Below are 15,369 nucleotides of genomic sequence, written 5' to 3' on the forward strand. Positions count from 1 at the left end.
ATTTCCGGTCGGACAACCGGCGAATGCGGAATTCATCCGGGTGGCCTCACCTGCGGCCCCGCCGTCGCCGGTTCGGCGCAGTTATCGGCCTCACGAGGGCTTCCGCCGTCTCCCGGGGCGACCGCTTATTCCCCTTCTGAGCTGGGAACTTCCCGACCGGGTGACGGCCGGGCACCCGGGGTCACCACCGCACGGGCCCGGCGTCCCGGAATGCCCGGTCGGCGATCAGGTGAATCGTCCGGTGACCCGATCGTGGCATTGTGTGCACGGCCGCCGTTGCTATGTTGAATTCGCGGCTTCGGAATAACCGCGTCAAATTGGGTAAACGAGCGAATGATGGGTGGTTTCGCTGTGACTGTCACCGACCCGGTGGATGCCGAGCAGGCGCCCTCGAGCCTGGGCCGGGCCGCGGCCCGGACACTGGCCACCACGACCAAGTCGGTCCCGCAGATGCAGGGCATCTCCTCCCGCTGGCTGCTCAAACTGCTGCCCTGGGTCGAAGTCTCCGGCGGCGCCTACCGCGTCAACCGCCGCCTCTCCTACGCCGTGGGCGATGGCCGCGTCACCTTCACCACCACCGGCACCGACGTCCGCGTCATCCCACCCGAACTCGGCGAACTCGCCCCCCTGCGCGGCTACGACGACGAAGACGTCCTGGCTGAGCTGGCGGGCCGGTTCACCCAGCACGAATACGCCCCCGGCGACGCCCTGGTCGAATTCGGCTCCCCCGCCGACCAGGTCTTCCTCATCGCCCACGGCAAAATCACCAAAACCGGCACCGGCGCCTACGGCGACCAAACCGTCCTCGGCACCCTCGCCGACGGCGACCACTTCGGCGAAACCGCCCTGGTCGACCCCGACGGCATCTGGGAATTCACCGCCAAAGCCGTCACCACCTGCACCGTCCTCACCCTCCCCCGCACCGCCTTCGACGACCTCCTCACCCGCTCCGACACCCTCCAAGCCCATCTCGACCGCTACCGGGCCCGCGGCTCCGCGGCCAGCAACGACCACGGCGAAGCCGAGATCTCCCTCGCCTCCGGCCACGACGGCGAACCCGTCCTGCCCGCCACCTTCGTCGACTACGAAGCCCAACCGCGGGAATACGAACTCTCCGTCGCCCAAACCGTCCTCCGCGTCCACTCCCGCGTCGCCGACCTCTACAACCAGCCCATGAACCAGATCGAACAACAACTCCGCCTCACCATCGAAGCCCTCCGCGAACGCCAAGAACACGAACTGATCAACAACCCCGACTTCGGGCTCCTGCACAACGCCGACTTCGCCCAGCGCATCCCCACCCGCACCGGCCCACCCACCCCCGACGACCTCGACGAACTCCTCACCCTGGTCTGGAAAGACCCCGCCTTCTTCCTCGCCCACCCTGCCACCATCGCCGCCTTCGGCCGCGAATGCACCAAAGCCGGCCTCTACCCCGACGCCGTCGACCTCGGCGGCCACCACGTCCCCGCCTGGCGCGGCATCCCCCTCCTGCCCTGCAACAAAATCCCCGTCACCGACACCCGCACCAGCTCCATCCTGCTCATGCGCACCGGCGAACACACCCAAGGCGTCGTCGGCCTCCACCAAACCGGCCTCCCCGACGAATACCAACCCGGCCTCAACGTCCGCTTCATGGGCATCAACGACCAAGCCCTCATCTCCTACCTCGTCTCCGCCTACTACTCCGCCGCCGTCCTCGTCCCCGACGCCCTCGCCATCCTCGACAACGCCGAACTCGGCCGGGAGGGGTAATGCCCGAGCCCGTCACGCCCCCGCGCACCCCCGACCGCGAGCCACCGCGTCCCGGCACCGGCCTGCCCGCGTCGGCGTTCGGCCCGACCGGGCTGGGCACCACCGCCGCCCGGGTCGTCCCCCGGCCACCCGCCGGCGCACCTGATCGGCAGGCGAAACCGTGACCACCACCGAAGAAACGACGTCGCTGCAGCTGTCCCTGAGCGTCACGGCGGCGCGGACGCTGACCACGACCACCAAGACCCCGCCGCAGATGCGCGGCATCAGCACGCGCTGGCTGCTGTCCCAGCTGCCGTGGGTCGAGGTCCCGGCGGGCAGCTACCGCGCCAACCGCCGCCTGACCTACACCGTCGGCGACGGCAAGCTTTCCTTCTACAACACCGGAGCCCGCGTCCAGGTCGTCCCCGCCGAACTCACCGAGCTCGCCCTGCTGCGCGACTTCGGCGACGAACAGGCCCTCGGCGCGCTCGCGGACGCGTTCGAGCAACGCGAGTACGAACGCGGTGACACGATCACCACGGCCGGTGCGCCCGTCGACACGCTGATCCTGGTGGCCCACGGCAAGATCACCCGCCACCGTCCGGGCCCGTACGGTGACGACCTCCTGCTGGGCACCGCCACCGACGGCGACCACCTCGGCGCCGAAGTCCTCACGGGCACCGACGCGACGTGGTCGTTCACCGGCCGCGCCGCCACGCCGGTCACCGCGCTCGTCCTCACGGCCGCCGCGTACGCCCGGCTCAACGGCCGCTCGGAGTCCCTGCGCACGCACCTCGCCGACGCGGTCGCGCGGCCGCGGAAACCGCAGAACAGCAAGGGCGAAGCCGCCATCGACCTGTCCGCGGGCCACGACGGCGAGCCGATCCTCGCCGGCACGTACGTCGACTACGACCCCGCGCCGCGGGAGTACGAGCTCGCCGTCGCGCAAACCCTGCTGCGGGTGCACAACCGCGTCGCCGACCTCTACAACCAGCCGATGAACCAGCTCGAACAGCAGCTGCGGCTGACCGTGGAAGCGTTGCGGGAGCGGCAGGAGCACGAGCTGGTCAACAACACGGACTTCGGGCTCCTGCACAACGTCGACCTCAAGCACCGCCTCGCCACCCGCATCGGGCCGCCGACCCCGCTCGACCTCGACGACCTCCTGTGCCGCCGCCGCAAGACGAAGTTCTTCCTCGCCCACCCGCGCGCCATCGCCGCGTTCGGCCGCGAATGCACGCGCCGCCGGATCTACCCCGCGACGACGGTCCTGGACGGCAAGCGCGTCCACACCTGGCGCGGCGTCCCGCTGCTGCCCTGCGACAAGATCCCGGTCACGCCGAGCGGCACGACGTCGATCCTGGCGATGCGCACCGGCGAAGACGACGCGGGGGTCATCGGGCTTCGTCCGAAGGAGTTGCCGGACCAGTACCAGCCGGGGCTCAACGTGCGTTTCCTGGGCACCAGCGACCGCGCCGTCACGACGTACCTCGTCAGCGCGTACCACTCGGCCGCGGTGCTCGTGCCGGACGCCCTCGGCGTGCTCGACCACGTCGAGATCGGCCGCTCATGACGGCGATGAACACGAGGACCCCGGCCCGGCCGCTCACCGACGTCCTCGCGTGGAGCAAGGGCCTGGTCGACCCGGCGCTGCGCACGGCGGCCGAGCGGCTGCCCGAGGTGATGCGGCGGATCGCCGGCTACCACCTCGGCTGGTGGGACGCGCACGGCACACCGTCCACAGCGGACGGTGGCAAGGCGTTGCGGCCGGCGCTGGTCCTGCTGTGCGCGGAAGCGGCGGGCGGCGACCCGGCGGACGCGGTGCCGGCGGCGGTCGCGGTCGAGCTGGTGCACAACTTTTCGTTGCTGCACGACGACGTGATGGACGGCGACACGACCCGGCGTCATCGAGCGACGGCGTGGACGGTGTTCGGCACGGGCCCGGCGGTCCTGGCCGGGGACGCCCTGCTGAGCCTGGCGTTCGAAGAGCTGACCACGGAAGGCGCGAAGGTGCTGTCGGGGGCGGTGCTGGCGTTGCTCGAGGGGCAGGCGGCGGACCTGGACTTCGAGCAGCGCGACGACGTGACGCCGGGCGAGTGCGTCCGCATGGCGGAGGGCAAGACGGCGGCGCTGCTGGGCGCGTCGTGCGTGCTGGGCGCGGCGTCGGGACACCGGGACACGGACCGCTTCGGCGCGTTCGGCCGGGCGGTCGGGCTGGCGTTCCAGCACATCGACGACCTGCTCGGCATCTGGGGCGACCCGGCGGTCACGGGCAAGCCGGTGTATTCGGACCTCCAGAACCGCAAGAAGTCGCTCCCGGTGGTGACGGCGCTGTGTTCAGGCACGGCGGCGGGGGCCGAGCTGGCGGCGCTTTACCGGCGAAGGGAGCCGTTGGACGGGGGTGAGCTGGCCCGCGCGGCCGAGCTGGTCGAGGCCGCCGGGGGCCGCCAGTGGAGCCAGGCCCAGGCTGACGCGCTGCTGGCCAAGGGGATGCGCGAGCTGGCGGCGGTGAATCCCGTGCCGCGCGCGGGTGCGGAACTGGCGGCCATGGCCCGCACGGTCACCACCCGGACGCACTGAAGCCCTGCCCCTCACCCACGCGAGCGCGCCAACTGGCGGCCGCGGCCCGAAGCGGCTACTTGCCGGGGCGAGTCAAGCCGTCCTTGTCCGCGCCCAGCGCCAGTACGTTCTTGTCCGTGTCCTGAAGAGCCTTCGTGACCTGCGCGGACGCCTCCGCTGTCGACAAGTCGACCAGGCGGATCGGGGCGTCCAACTTGATGAGCGTCGGGATGTATTCCGCCTTGTCGACCTTCCAGCCGTCGCCGTCGCGGATGAAGCGGAAGCGGGCCGCCGTGCCTTCCTCCGTGTCGCCTCGGGGTTCCGAATGCCGCGCGATGCTGTTGCCGAGCCCGTACGCCACCCACTTGCCGCCGAGCTTCTCGAACGGCTGGACCACGTGCGCGTGGTGGCCGATGATCAGGTCCACGTCGTCCGAGGCCAGGATTTTCTTGGCCTGCGAGCGCTGCTCGGCCGTCGGGTCGTGCTGGTACTCGACGCCCCAGTGCAGGCTCGCGATCACGACCTGCGCCCCAGCCTGCTTCGCCTTGCGCGCCGCCGCCAGGACGTCGTCGACGTCGATCTGGTTGGCCAGCCACGGCTTCCCGGCCGGCACCTTGATGCCGTTGAACCCGAAGCTGTAGGACACCTGCGCGACCTTGACACCGTGCACGTCGAGGATCAGCGGCTTCGCGGCTTCCGTCGCCGAGCGCGCCGAGCCCGTGTGCTTGATCCCGGTCTCGTCGAGCTTGTCGAGCGTCCGCTTCACGCCGTCGGAGCCCTGGTCGATCGTGTGGTTGGACGACGTCGAGCACGTGTCGTAGCCGGTGTCCTTGAGCGCGTCGGCGATCTCCGGCGGCGCGCTGAACGACGGGTAGCCGCTGTACGGGCCACCTTCCGGCGCGAGCGGCGTCTCGAGGTGGCAGATCCCGAGGTCGGCGCCGGAGATCAGCGGCTTGACCCCGGCCAGCAGGGGCCGGTAGTCGATCTTGCCGCCGCCGTCGGCCTCGGCCTGCTCGGTCAGCACCGGGTGGATCAGGACGTCCCCGGTCGCGACCACGCTGAACGACCCTTCGGGCGCGGCGCTCGACGGAGCGGACTCCGGGAACGGCGTCGGCGCCGGGCCGGACTGCGGCGGGCTGCTGCACGCGGCCGCCAGGAGGGCGACTCCGGCGAGCGCGGCGACGCGGTGCTTCGTCATCGGGCCATCCTGCCAGCCGGGCGAATCCGGCAGAGAGGGCAGTCCGGTCACCCCCAACTTCCACCACAGTCGACAACACCGATCAGAACATTCCCACAGGACAAAACCGGACAACGCGCAGGACAGCGCGGAAAAAATACGATAAATGGCGGCCACTCGTGCCACGATGCAACTACACAGAGTAGGTCTCGCTCCGCTAACTGCGGCTTGACGCTCCACGAACGGGTGTTTTGTAATACGAGTCACTCAGCGGCGCTCTCGCGCGCCACTCGACCCCCGGCCTCCTTGGGAGCAACGATGTCCCCACACCCGCACAGGCTGCGTGCCTGGAGCGCTGTTGGTTGTTGTTTGATTTCCGGTGTCCTGATGGCTTCGTGTTCCTCGGGCAAGGACACCGCGGCACCGCAGCAGCAGGCGCCCGCGAACGGCAAGATCACCCTCTACTACCTGCAGAAACAGGGTGACCAGCAGTACTTCGTCGAGCAGGCGCAGGGGGCGCAGGAGAAGGCGAAGGAGCTCGGCGTCGAGCTGCAAGGTCGTCAACCTCGGCCAGGACGCCAACAAGGCGATCACCGAACTCGACGCGGCGGTCGCGCAGGGCGCCAACGGCGTCGCCATCGTCGTGCCGGACCAGGCCATCGGCCCGCAGGTGATCGACAAGGCCAAGAGCGCGGGCATCCCGCTCATCGCCTCCGACGACGTCATCAAGGACGGCACCGGCGCGAAGGCCCCGTTCGTCGGCTTCAACGGCAGCCAGATGGGCGACTCGGTCGGCACCGAGGCCGGGAAGCTGTTCAAGGCCGCGGGCTGGACCGCCGCCGACACGAAGATCATCAGCGCCTACAAGCAGGACCTGACCGTCTGCACCGACCGCGTCACCGCCGCGAAGTCGGCATTCGCCAAGGCCGCGGGCGCGGACGTCCAGGTCATCGACGTCGGCACCGACAACTCCCCCGTCGACGCGCAGAACCGCTCCGGCGCCGTGATCGGCTCCAACCCGGGCGTCAAGCACTGGGTGGTCTGGGGCTGCAACGACGAGAACGAGACCGGTGTCGTGACCGCGCTGGCCAACTCCGGCGTGGCGGCGAACAACATCATCGGCGTCGGGCTCGGCGCGTACCTCGACTGCAAGGACTGGGCCGCGGGCAAGGACACCGGCAACAAGGCCGCGCTCTACATCTCCGGCGCCGAGGTCGGCCGCTCGGCGATCCAGGTGCTCGTCGACAAGGTGAAGAACGGCAAGGAGCTGCCCGCGGAGACGATCGCGAAGACGACGATCGTCAACAAGGACAACTACAAGCAGGCCGGCGTCAACTGCACCTGACCGACCCCCTCGTGAGTGTTTAGGGCGGTTCTAACCGCCCTAAACACTCACGACCGCCGTACGGAAGGCGACCATGTCCAGCTCTCCTCCCGCGCTCGCCGTCGAGGGCATCGGCAAGCGCTTCTCCGGTGTCACCGCCCTCGACGACGTCTCGCTGGAGTTCCGCTCCGGCGAGGTGCTCGCGCTGATGGGCGAGAACGGCGCCGGGAAGTCGACGCTGCTGCGCGTACTCTCCGGCGACCAGGGCCCCGACGACGGGCGGCTCCTGCTCGACGGCACCGAGGTCGCGTTCGACACCCCGCGCGCGGCGATGGCCGCCGGGGTGCGCGTGATCTACCAGGAACCGGAGATCATCCCGCACGTTTCGGTGGCGGAGAACGTCTTCGTCGGCGAACTCCCCGCGAAGGCGCGCGTGTTCAGCCGCCGCACGCTCATGAAGGCGACGCACGACGCGCTCGTCGAGTACGGCTTCGAGGGCGTCCTCAACCCGGCGACGCTCGGGGTCGCCCTCTCGCCCGCGCAGCGCCAGCTCGTCGAGATCCTGCGCGTCCTCACCGCGGCGACGCCGCCGAAGGTGATCGCGTTCGACGAGCCGACGTCGTCGCTGTCGGAGCACGAGGTCGAGGCGTTGTTCCGGCTGATCGGGCGGCTGCGCGACAGCGGTGTCGCGGTCGTCTACGTCTCGCACCGGATGAAGGAGATCTTCCAGCTCGCCGACCGCGTCGCCGTGTTGCGCGACGGCAAGCTCGTCGGCGTCCAGCAGGTCGCGGAGACCGACGAGCCCGGCTTGGTGCGGATGATGATCGGCCGCGACCTCTCGGCGCTGGAGCGTCGCGTCACCCAGGACACCGGCGACGTCGTGCTGAAGCTCGACGACGTCACCACCGACGACGTCACCGGCATCTCCCTGCAGGTCCGCGCGGGCGAGGTCGTCTGCCTCGCCGGGCTGGTCGGCGCCGGACGCTCGGAGCTGGCCCGCGCGATCGTCGGCGACCTGCCGATCCGGTCCGGGACCGTCACGCTCGACGGGAAGCGGCTTCGCGCGCACAACCCCGGTGACGCCGTGAAGGCAGGCATCGGCTTCGCGCCCGAAGAACGCAAGACGGACGCGTTGCTCATGCAGCGGTCCGTACGCGACAACGTCTCCATCGCCGTCCTCGACCGGCTTCGCCGCTTCCGCGTGGTGAAGCGGGCGAAGGAACGCGCGCTCGTCGAGGAGTACGTACGCGAGCTTCGCGTGCGGACCCCGTCGATGGAGCAGGAAGTCCGCAAGCTCTCCGGCGGCAACCAGCAGAAGGCCGTCCTCGCGCGCTGGCTCGCGCGGCGGCCGAAGCTGCTGATCCTCGACGAGCCGACGCGCGGGGTCGACGTCGGCGCGAAGGCCGAGATCTACCGGATCATCGACGGCCTCGCCGCCGAGGGCATCGCGCTGCTGGTCATCTCCTCCGACCTGCCCGAGGTGCTGACGCTCGCCGACCGCATCCTCGTGATGCGCGCCGGGCGCCTGGCCGGGGAGATCGGCCGCGAAGAAGCGACCGAGGAAGCCGTGCTGACCCTCGCCATCCCCGAAACCGAACCAGCCGTGGAAGAAGCCCAGGAGATCGGCGCATGAGCACCCCCACGAAGGAAACGTCGGCCCCCGCCGCCCCCGCGCAACCGAGCGCCGCGCGCCGGGTCTTGACCGGCATCGGCGTGCAGAACTCCAGCCTGATCATCACGCTGATCGCGCTGGTGATCCTGCTGAGCGTGCTGAACGAGAACTTCTTCCGCACCAACAACCTGCTGCTGATCGGCAGCGCGATCACCATCATGGGGCTGCTCGCCCTGGTCCAGACGCTGGTGATCATCCTGGGTGCGCTGGACATCTCGGTCGGCTCGATGGCCGGGCTCGCCTCGGTCGTCTCGGCGATGGTGTTCACCTCGACCGGCAACGCCGAGGTCGGCATCCTCGCCGCGGTCGGCATCGGCATCCTGTGCGGCCTGGTCAACGGAATGATCATCATCTTCGGCCGGGTCAACCCGGTCGTCGCGACGCTGGCGATGCTCGCCACCTACAAGGGCATCGCGCAGGTGATCTCGGACGGCAAGTCGCAGGGCTACACCGGCGGCGACGACCTGTTCATCTTCCTGGCCAAGGGATCCGTGCTGGGACTGCCGTCGCTGGTGTGGGTGTTCCTGATCGTCGCGGCGCTGCTGCACTTCCTGCTCAAGTACACCGACATCGGCCGCAACGTCTACGCCATCGGCGGCAACGACACCGCGGCGCGGCTGGCCGGCATCAACATCAACCGGTACATCATCGGCGTCTACGCCCTCGCCGGCGTGGTCGCGGCGGTCGCCGGCGTGCTGATCACCGCGCGCACCGGCTCCGGCCAGCCCGTGTCCGGGTCCGAGGGCCTGGAGCTGCAGGCCGTCACCGGCGCCGCGCTCGGCGGCACGATGCTCAAGGGCGGCCGCGGGTCGATCATTTCGACGGTGCTCGCGGTGGTCATCCTGGGCGTGCTCGACAACGGCATGTCGGGGCTGGGCATCAACCCGTTCTGGCAGAACGTCGCCCACGGCGCGCTGCTGGTGATCGCGGTCGTGCTGCAGCAGCTGCGCAGCGGGGAGCGTCGCGTCGGCCTGCCCGAGTAGCGGTGGGCGCGCCGCGGAACCTCCACGCCCGGATCGTGGACGAACTGGGCAGGCTCATCGTCGAAGGCGTTCTCGGGGACGGGCAGCCGCTCGTCCCCGAGGAGCTCGGCCGCCGATTTTCCGCGTCCCGGACGGTGGTCCGCGAGGCGCTGCGGGTGCTGGAGTCCAAGGGCATGGTCACCGCGCGGCCGCGGGTCGGCACGTGGACATTGCCGCCCGACGCGTGGGACGCGATCGACCCGGACGTCATCGCCTGGCGCGTCAACGGTCCCGACCGGCCCCGCCACCTGCGTGAGCTGGCGGAATTGCGGCTGGCGATCGAGCCGCAGGCGGCGCGGATGGCGGCACAGCACCGGCGTCCGGACGAGCTGTCCGCGATGGCGGCGGCCTACGAACTGATGGCCGACGCGGTCGAACGGGCCGACGCGGAAGCGTTCCGGGCCGCCGATTCGCGCTTCCACGCGGCGCTGATCCGCGCGTCCGGCAACCCGTTGATCGCGCAGCTGCAGGTCCCGGTCGTCGCGGCACTGACCGCGCACGGCGAACCGCCGGAGCTGGTCGCGCATTCCCGCGTGCTCACGCTCGTGCTCGCGAAGAACGCCGACGGCGCCGAGTCGGCCGCGCGCCGGTTGCTGGAAACCCTTGCGCCGTACCGCTCACCGGCACCTTGACACGCCCACCGGGAAGCGCTTCACTCGCTCCGAATGACCGCCGCCATGACGTGCTGAGGAGGACGCTTCCATGCGTTTCCCGGGTATTCGTGGCTTCGGCGTGCTCGCGGCCGCGGCCGTGGCGGGCAGTCTGCTGACGGCGCCGGTCGCTTCGGCGGCCGCTTCCTGCGCCGTTTCGGACGAAATGGTCGCCGCGGGCAACTACTGGGCCGCGAACGGGACGAACCCCGACCCCGCCGACTGGCAGAACGCGACGTTCCACGTCGGCAACCTGGCACTGGTCCGGACCACCGGCCAGTCCAACCACAAGACGTACCCGTGGGCGCAGGCCAACGGCTACCAGCTGCCGTCCGACCCGGACCGGCCGTTCTTCCCGGACGACCAGGCGGCGGGCGAGGCGTACCTGGACCTGTACACGTACTTCCACCCGGAGATCCCCCTGGATTCGATCCGCACCCGGATCCAGGCCGAAGTGGCGTCCGTGCAGGCGGGGCACCGCGACTACTGGAACTACGTCGACGCGCTGAACATGGCGATGCCGTCGTTCGCCCGGATGAGCCTGATCGACCACGATCCGTCCTATTTGGACGCAATGGACCAGCTGTTCGCCGCCGCCGAGCACAAGCTGTTCAACGAGTTCACCGGCCTCTGGTACCGCGACGAGCGGTTCAAGGGCTCGGCCGTGTTCTGGTCCCGCGGCAACGGCTGGGCCCTCGCCGCCCTGGCGAAGGTGCTGCAGGTCCTCCCGACGGACGACCCGAGGCGGCCGGAGTACCTGCGGGTGTTCAAGAAGATGGCGTTCTCGTTGTCCTTGCTGCAGCGGCGTGACGGCTTCTGGAACTCCGGTCTGCTGAACCCGTGGGACCACCGCGGCCCGGAGTCGAGCGGCACGGCGCTGTTCACGTTCGGCATCGGCTGGGGCGTCAACGCGGGCATCTTGGACGCCGCCCGCTACCGCCCGGTGGTCGACAAGGCGTGGACGGCGCTGTCGACGAAGGCGTTGCAGGCCGACGGCAAGGTGGGCTACGTCCAGCCGGTCGGTGACCGCCCGGCAACGGCCCACCCGACCGACACGGCGGCGTACGGCGTGGGCGCGTTCCTGCTGGCGGGCCAGGAAGTGGCCAAGCTCCAAGGCTGCTCAGCCGAGTAGGCCCCAAGCGCCCCAATGTGGCGTTGGTTGCGTCCAACGCACCCAATGTGGCGTTCGGTGCGTCCAACGCACCGAACGCCACATTGGGGCGCTTCAGGCCAGGCAGTCGCCCGGGTCGCCGCGCGTCAAGGCCGGGTCGGACTGGGGGAACGTGCGCGCTACGCCCGGGCCCGAAGAGCGGGACTCGAAACGGACCGTCACGCGGCCGTGGCCCGCGCCCTGGACCCAGCCCGTTCCGTAGTCGGCGTGGACGACGTCGTCGCCCTGGCGCCACTCCGAAGGCGGGGCGACCGGCGCCGGAGCGGCCACCACCGTCGACGTCGAGGGAGCCGCGGGCGCCGCCACCGTGAACAGCGCGTCCTGGTGCGGCACCGACAGGCCGCTGAACGCCACGCCCGCGAGGCGGATCCCGCCGAACTCCGCCGGGTCCAGCAGCAGCCGCTCGGCCACCGCCGACAGCTCCGCCAGGTCGTCCGTCGGGGCCGAGATCGTCTCCGACCGCGTCACCGTGTGCATGTCCGTGTGGCGCAGCTTGACCACCACCGTCCGTGCCACCCGCTCGGCCTTCACCAGCCGTTTGTGCGCGCCCACCGCGATCCGGCGGACCTCCGCGCGCAGCGTGGCCAGGTCGATGATGTCCGTGTCGAACGTCGTCTCCGCGCTGACCTGCTTGGTCTCGCCGCGGTCGGCGACCGGGCGGTCGTCGAACCCCGTCGCCAGACGACGCAGGTCGCGGCCCACCACGCCACCCAGCGTCGCCACGGCGTCCTGTTCGGACAGTGCCGCCAGCTGCCCGAGCGTCTGGACGCCGATGAACCGCAGCTTCCCCTCGGCGACCGGCCCGATCCCCCACAGCGCGCGCACCGGCAGCGGCGCGAGGAACTCGCGTTCGGTGCCCTGCGGCACGACGAGCAGCCCGTCCGGTTTGGCCTCGTCCGACGCGATCTTCGCGATCTGCTTGCCGTTGCCCGCGCCGATCGACGCCACCAGCCCCGTCTCGGCGCGGATCCGCGCGCGCAACGACGCGCAAAACGACGTCACCTCTTCAAGAGAAGCGCCGACGAGCGACGGCGGTTCGGCGAACGCTTCGTCGAGCGAGATCTTCTCCAGCACCGGCGCCACCGCCGTGACGACGGCGAAGACCTCCTGGCTCAGCCGCTCGTAGACGCGGAACCGCGGCGGCACGATCACGCCGTTCGCCGGCAGCAACCGCCGCGCCTGCGCCATCGGCATCGCCGACCGGATGCCGAACACGCGCGACTCGTAGCTCGCGCCCGCGACGACGCCCCGCGGCCCGGTGCCGCCGACGAGCACCGGCCGCCCGGCCAGCGTCGGGCGGGTGAGCTGCTCGGCCGACGCGTAGAAGGCGTCCAGGTCGAGGTGGATCACCCAGCGGGCCACGTCAGTCCCCGCCGGTGGCGTCCAGCAGCTGGTGCAACGCCTTCGTGTAGCTCTCGAACGCGGCCCGGCCGCGCGCGGTCAGCCGGACCAGCGTGACCGGCGTGCGGTGCTCGTAGGCCTTGGTGATCTCGACGTACTCGGCGTCCTCGAGCTTGCGCAGGTGCGTCGACAGGTTGCCCGCCGTCATGTCCAGCAGCTGCTGCAGCCGCGGGAACGTGATCTGGTCGCCCGCGCGCAGCCCGGCGAGCGCGACCGTGACCCGCAACCGCGCCTGGGCGTGGATGACCGGGTCGAGCTGGGGCAGTTCGCTCATCGGCGGCCGGACTTTTCGCGCACGAAGTAGACGATCGAGCCGAGGAGGAACCCGCCGCCACCGCAGACGGTGAGCACGAGGAAGTTCGCCGGGTACCCGACCCACACGCTGAGCGCGGCCGACACGATCATCCACGCGCCGAGGCCGTACATCAGCTTGTCCTGCCAGACCATCCCGCCCGCGAGGTACATGACGCCGGTGAACAGCAGCCACGTGCCGGTCCACAGCAGCGACACCTGGTCGGAGGCCAGCGCCTGGAACTGCGTGATCCGGATGTCGACGGCCATCAGGCCGATCGCGCCGAGCGCCCAGCCGTAGCCGTACATCGCGCCGACCGTGCGGGACGGCCCGCGGATCCCGCGGCCGGTGCGGATGCCGGTGTAGGTCGTGTACGCCATGGCGCCGAGGAACAGGACCGGGACGACGACGCCGCCGGCGACCCAGCCGGGCACGCCCACGCCGGGCAACGTCGTCACGTAGGTGAAGCCCCAGCCGACCAGCCAGGCGAGCGCCCAGGCGAGGAGCATCCGCGCCGGGCCGCCGCCGAGTTCGCGGCGCATCCGCCGGTTCTGCCGGGCGATCAGGTCCAGTGACTCCTCGGCCGACATCGGCTCGTCATCCACCTGATCGCCCTCCTCCCGTCCGCTGCACGGAAGCTAACACGCTCCTACAGCCGTGCCGTGTCCAGCCGGAACCGGCGCAGGACGACCAGTGCGGGCACGACCAGCCAGCCCGCCAGCACGACCGCCGCGACCCAGGTCCCGGAGGCGTGCGTGAGCGGGTCGAGGCCGACGCGGCGCAGCCAGTAGGTGGGCACGAAGTGCGCGACCGTCGCCATCCAGCCCGGCAGGATCTCCAGCGGGATCCACAGCCCGCCGAGCATGCCGAGCGGCATCATCAGGGCGCCGGTGACCGCGCCGACGGTGTCGCCCTTGCCGAACAGCCCGATCGCCAGGCCGAGGACCGCGAACGGCAGCGTGGCCACCCACAGGAGCACGAGCTGGCGCCCCCACTCGGCCATCGTGAGCGGCTCGCCGCGCAGGAAGCCGACGAGGAAGATCGCCACCAGCACCGGCAGCGCGACGGCCATCGCCGACGCGACCTTGACGGCCAGGTAACCGCCACCGCGCATCGGCGTCAGGCGGAGCTGGCGCTGCCAGCCGTCGGTGCGTTCCTGCGCCACCCGGGTGCCGGTGAACAGCGCGCCGCCGCTGGCGCCGTAGGCGGCCATCCCGATCATCGTCTGGGTGCTCGAGCGCAGGCCGTTGTCCAGGACGACGTCGCCGAAGATCGAGCCGAACAGCAGGTACATCGCCACCGGCATGCCGATGGTGAAGATCGTGAACTGCGGGCTGCGGACGATCCGCTTGATCTCGAGGCTCAGGTAGGTCGGGTTCACGCGGCGGCCTCCTCGGCGGTCAGCGCCAGGAAGGCCTCTTCGAGGCCGAGCGCGGTGATTTCGATGTCGGCCGCGTCCGGGTGCGCGGTCAGCAGCGCGCGGATCGCGGCGTCGGAGTCGGCGCAGGCCAGCTCGGCCCGCCCGGCACGCACCTGCGCGCTCGTGACCCCGGGCAGCAGGGCCAGTTCGGTTTCGGTCGCGCCGGGCACGACGGCCTTGAGCACCCGCCCGGACACCGCGGCCCGGACCTCGGCGACCGGGCCGTCGGCGACGACGGTGCCGTGCCGCATCAGCACGACGCGGTCGGCGTAGTCCTCGGCCTCGGCGAGGTAGTGCGTCGCGAACAGGACGGTCCGGCCGGTGGCGGCGAACTCGCGGATGGCGGCCCAGAACGCCCGCCTGCCGTCGACGTCCATCGCCGCGGTGGGCTCGTCCAGCACCAGCAGCTGGGGATCGCCCGCCAGGGCGAGCGCGAACCGGACGCGCTGCCGTTCGCCGCCGGAAAGCTTGCCGCAGCGGCGTTTCACGAGGTGCCCGAGCCCCGCGCGGGCGATCACCTCGGCGGCGGGCAGCGGGTTCGCGTGCGTCGAGACGACCAGGCCGACGATCTCGCCGACCGTGACGTCCGGCAGCAGCGCGCCGTTCTGCATCATCGCGCCGACGAGCCCCCGGTCGACGGCTTCGCGCGGGCTGCCGCCGGCGACGGCGACCTCCCCCGCGTCCGGCGCGGTCAGGCCCAGCAGCATGTCGACGGTGGTCGACTTGCCCGCGCCGTTCGGCCCGAGCAGCGCGACGACCTCGCCCCGCGCGACCTCGACCGAGACCCCCGACACGGCCGTGACCCGGCCGAACCGCTTGGTCAGGCCGCGCAGCGCGAACGCCGGTCCCCCAGTCATGGCGTTCTCCCTTCGTGAACTTTGAAACGCAAACTCGACTCGCACTTTGTAACACAAAGTCGACGTGAGTTCAAAGCACGCGGCGTCGGA

At 70.7% G+C, this 15,369-nt stretch carries 15 protein-coding genes; 9 read left to right on the forward strand and 6 right to left on the reverse strand.

Annotated features, from left to right (window positions below):
• Positions 1–333: 333 nt before the first annotated feature.
• Genes QP939_RS03355 through QP939_RS03370 form a run of 4 tightly spaced genes read left to right on the forward strand, consistent with a single transcriptional unit; the run spans position 334 to position 4,314 of the window.
• Positions 334–1,755 (forward strand): family 2B encapsulin nanocompartment shell protein, encoded by a 1,422-nt coding sequence (locus QP939_RS03355; RefSeq protein WP_285455039.1) that lies wholly within the window; start codon positions 334–336, stop codon positions 1,753–1,755.
• On the forward strand, positions 1,755–1,919 hold the full coding sequence (locus tag QP939_RS03360; protein ID WP_285455040.1) for a hypothetical protein: 165 nt from the start codon (positions 1,755–1,757) through the stop codon (positions 1,917–1,919). The genes QP939_RS03355 and QP939_RS03360 overlap by 1 nt, the downstream gene beginning before the upstream one ends.
• A complete protein-coding gene (locus QP939_RS03365) occupies positions 1,916–3,307 on the forward strand; it encodes a family 2B encapsulin nanocompartment shell protein (RefSeq protein ID WP_285455041.1) in 1,392 nt (463 codons plus the stop codon). Before QP939_RS03360 ends, QP939_RS03365 begins: the two co-directional genes overlap by 4 nt.
• A complete protein-coding gene (locus QP939_RS03370; RefSeq protein WP_285455042.1) occupies positions 3,304–4,314 on the forward strand; it encodes a family 2 encapsulin nanocompartment cargo protein polyprenyl transferase in 1,011 nt (336 codons plus the stop codon). Before QP939_RS03365 ends, QP939_RS03370 begins: the two co-directional genes overlap by 4 nt.
• Positions 4,315–4,369: 55 nt before the next feature.
• On the opposite strand, the gene QP939_RS03375 is transcribed toward QP939_RS03370, so the two are convergent.
• Positions 4,370–5,491 (reverse strand): CapA family protein, encoded by a 1,122-nt coding sequence (locus QP939_RS03375; protein ID WP_285455043.1) that lies wholly within the window; start codon positions 5,489–5,491, stop codon positions 4,370–4,372.
• A gap of 460 nt (positions 5,492–5,951) precedes the next feature.
• Here QP939_RS03375 and QP939_RS03380 point away from each other — a divergent pair, with 460 nt between their 5' ends.
• From QP939_RS03380 to QP939_RS03400, 5 genes are all read left to right on the forward strand, one after another.
• Positions 5,952–6,815 carry a substrate-binding domain-containing protein gene (locus QP939_RS03380; protein WP_285455044.1) on the forward strand — a complete coding sequence of 288 codons (864 nt, stop codon included), beginning with the start codon at positions 5,952–5,954 and terminating at the stop codon, positions 6,813–6,815.
• 73 nt (positions 6,816–6,888) lie between these two features.
• Positions 6,889–8,427 (forward strand): sugar ABC transporter ATP-binding protein, encoded by a 1,539-nt coding sequence (locus tag QP939_RS03385; RefSeq protein ID WP_285455045.1) that lies wholly within the window; start codon positions 6,889–6,891, stop codon positions 8,425–8,427.
• Complete coding sequence (locus tag QP939_RS03390) at positions 8,424–9,449, forward strand: ABC transporter permease (RefSeq protein ID WP_285455046.1); 1,026 nt, start codon at positions 8,424–8,426, stop codon at positions 9,447–9,449. The genes QP939_RS03385 and QP939_RS03390 overlap by 4 nt, the downstream gene beginning before the upstream one ends.
• A gap of 2 nt (positions 9,450–9,451) precedes the next feature.
• Positions 9,452–10,120 carry a FadR/GntR family transcriptional regulator gene (locus tag QP939_RS03395; protein ID WP_285455047.1) on the forward strand — a complete coding sequence of 223 codons (669 nt, stop codon included), beginning with the start codon at positions 9,452–9,454 and terminating at the stop codon, positions 10,118–10,120.
• Positions 10,121–10,190: 70 nt separating this feature from the next.
• Positions 10,191–11,270, forward strand: a complete 1,080-nt coding sequence (locus QP939_RS03400) for a glycoside hydrolase family 88 protein (RefSeq protein ID WP_285455048.1) — start codon at positions 10,191–10,193, stop codon at positions 11,268–11,270.
• Between the two features lie 93 nt (positions 11,271–11,363).
• Here the strand turns inward: QP939_RS03400 and QP939_RS03405 are convergent, their stop codons facing one another.
• Genes QP939_RS03405 through QP939_RS03425 form a run of 5 tightly spaced genes read right to left on the reverse strand, consistent with a single transcriptional unit; the run spans position 11,364 to position 15,279 of the window.
• Complete coding sequence (locus tag QP939_RS03405; RefSeq protein ID WP_285455049.1) at positions 11,364–12,671, reverse strand: DNA polymerase IV; 1,308 nt, start codon at positions 12,669–12,671, stop codon at positions 11,364–11,366.
• Position 12,672: 1 nt separating this feature from the next.
• Positions 12,673–12,984 carry a transcriptional regulator gene (locus QP939_RS03410; protein ID WP_285455051.1) on the reverse strand — a complete coding sequence of 104 codons (312 nt, stop codon included), beginning with the start codon at positions 12,982–12,984 and terminating at the stop codon, positions 12,673–12,675.
• A complete protein-coding gene (locus QP939_RS03415; RefSeq protein WP_285455052.1) occupies positions 12,981–13,607 on the reverse strand; it encodes a hypothetical protein in 627 nt (208 codons plus the stop codon). The genes QP939_RS03410 and QP939_RS03415 overlap by 4 nt, the downstream gene beginning before the upstream one ends.
• Positions 13,608–13,651: 44 nt before the next feature.
• Positions 13,652–14,383: an ABC transporter permease gene (locus tag QP939_RS03420; RefSeq protein WP_285455053.1), complete on the reverse strand. Its 732-nt coding sequence runs from the start codon at positions 14,381–14,383 to the stop codon at positions 13,652–13,654.
• The gene (locus tag QP939_RS03425; RefSeq protein ID WP_285455054.1) at positions 14,380–15,279 is read right to left on the reverse strand and encodes an ABC transporter ATP-binding protein; all 900 of its coding nucleotides are present in this window, start codon (positions 15,277–15,279) and stop codon (positions 14,380–14,382) included. The genes QP939_RS03420 and QP939_RS03425 overlap by 4 nt, the downstream gene beginning before the upstream one ends.
• Positions 15,280–15,369: the final 90 nt, after the last annotated feature.

This window comes from Amycolatopsis nalaikhensis, from assembly GCF_030264295.1.
GTDB classification, from domain to species: domain Bacteria; phylum Actinomycetota; class Actinomycetes; order Mycobacteriales; family Pseudonocardiaceae; genus Amycolatopsis; species Amycolatopsis nalaikhensis.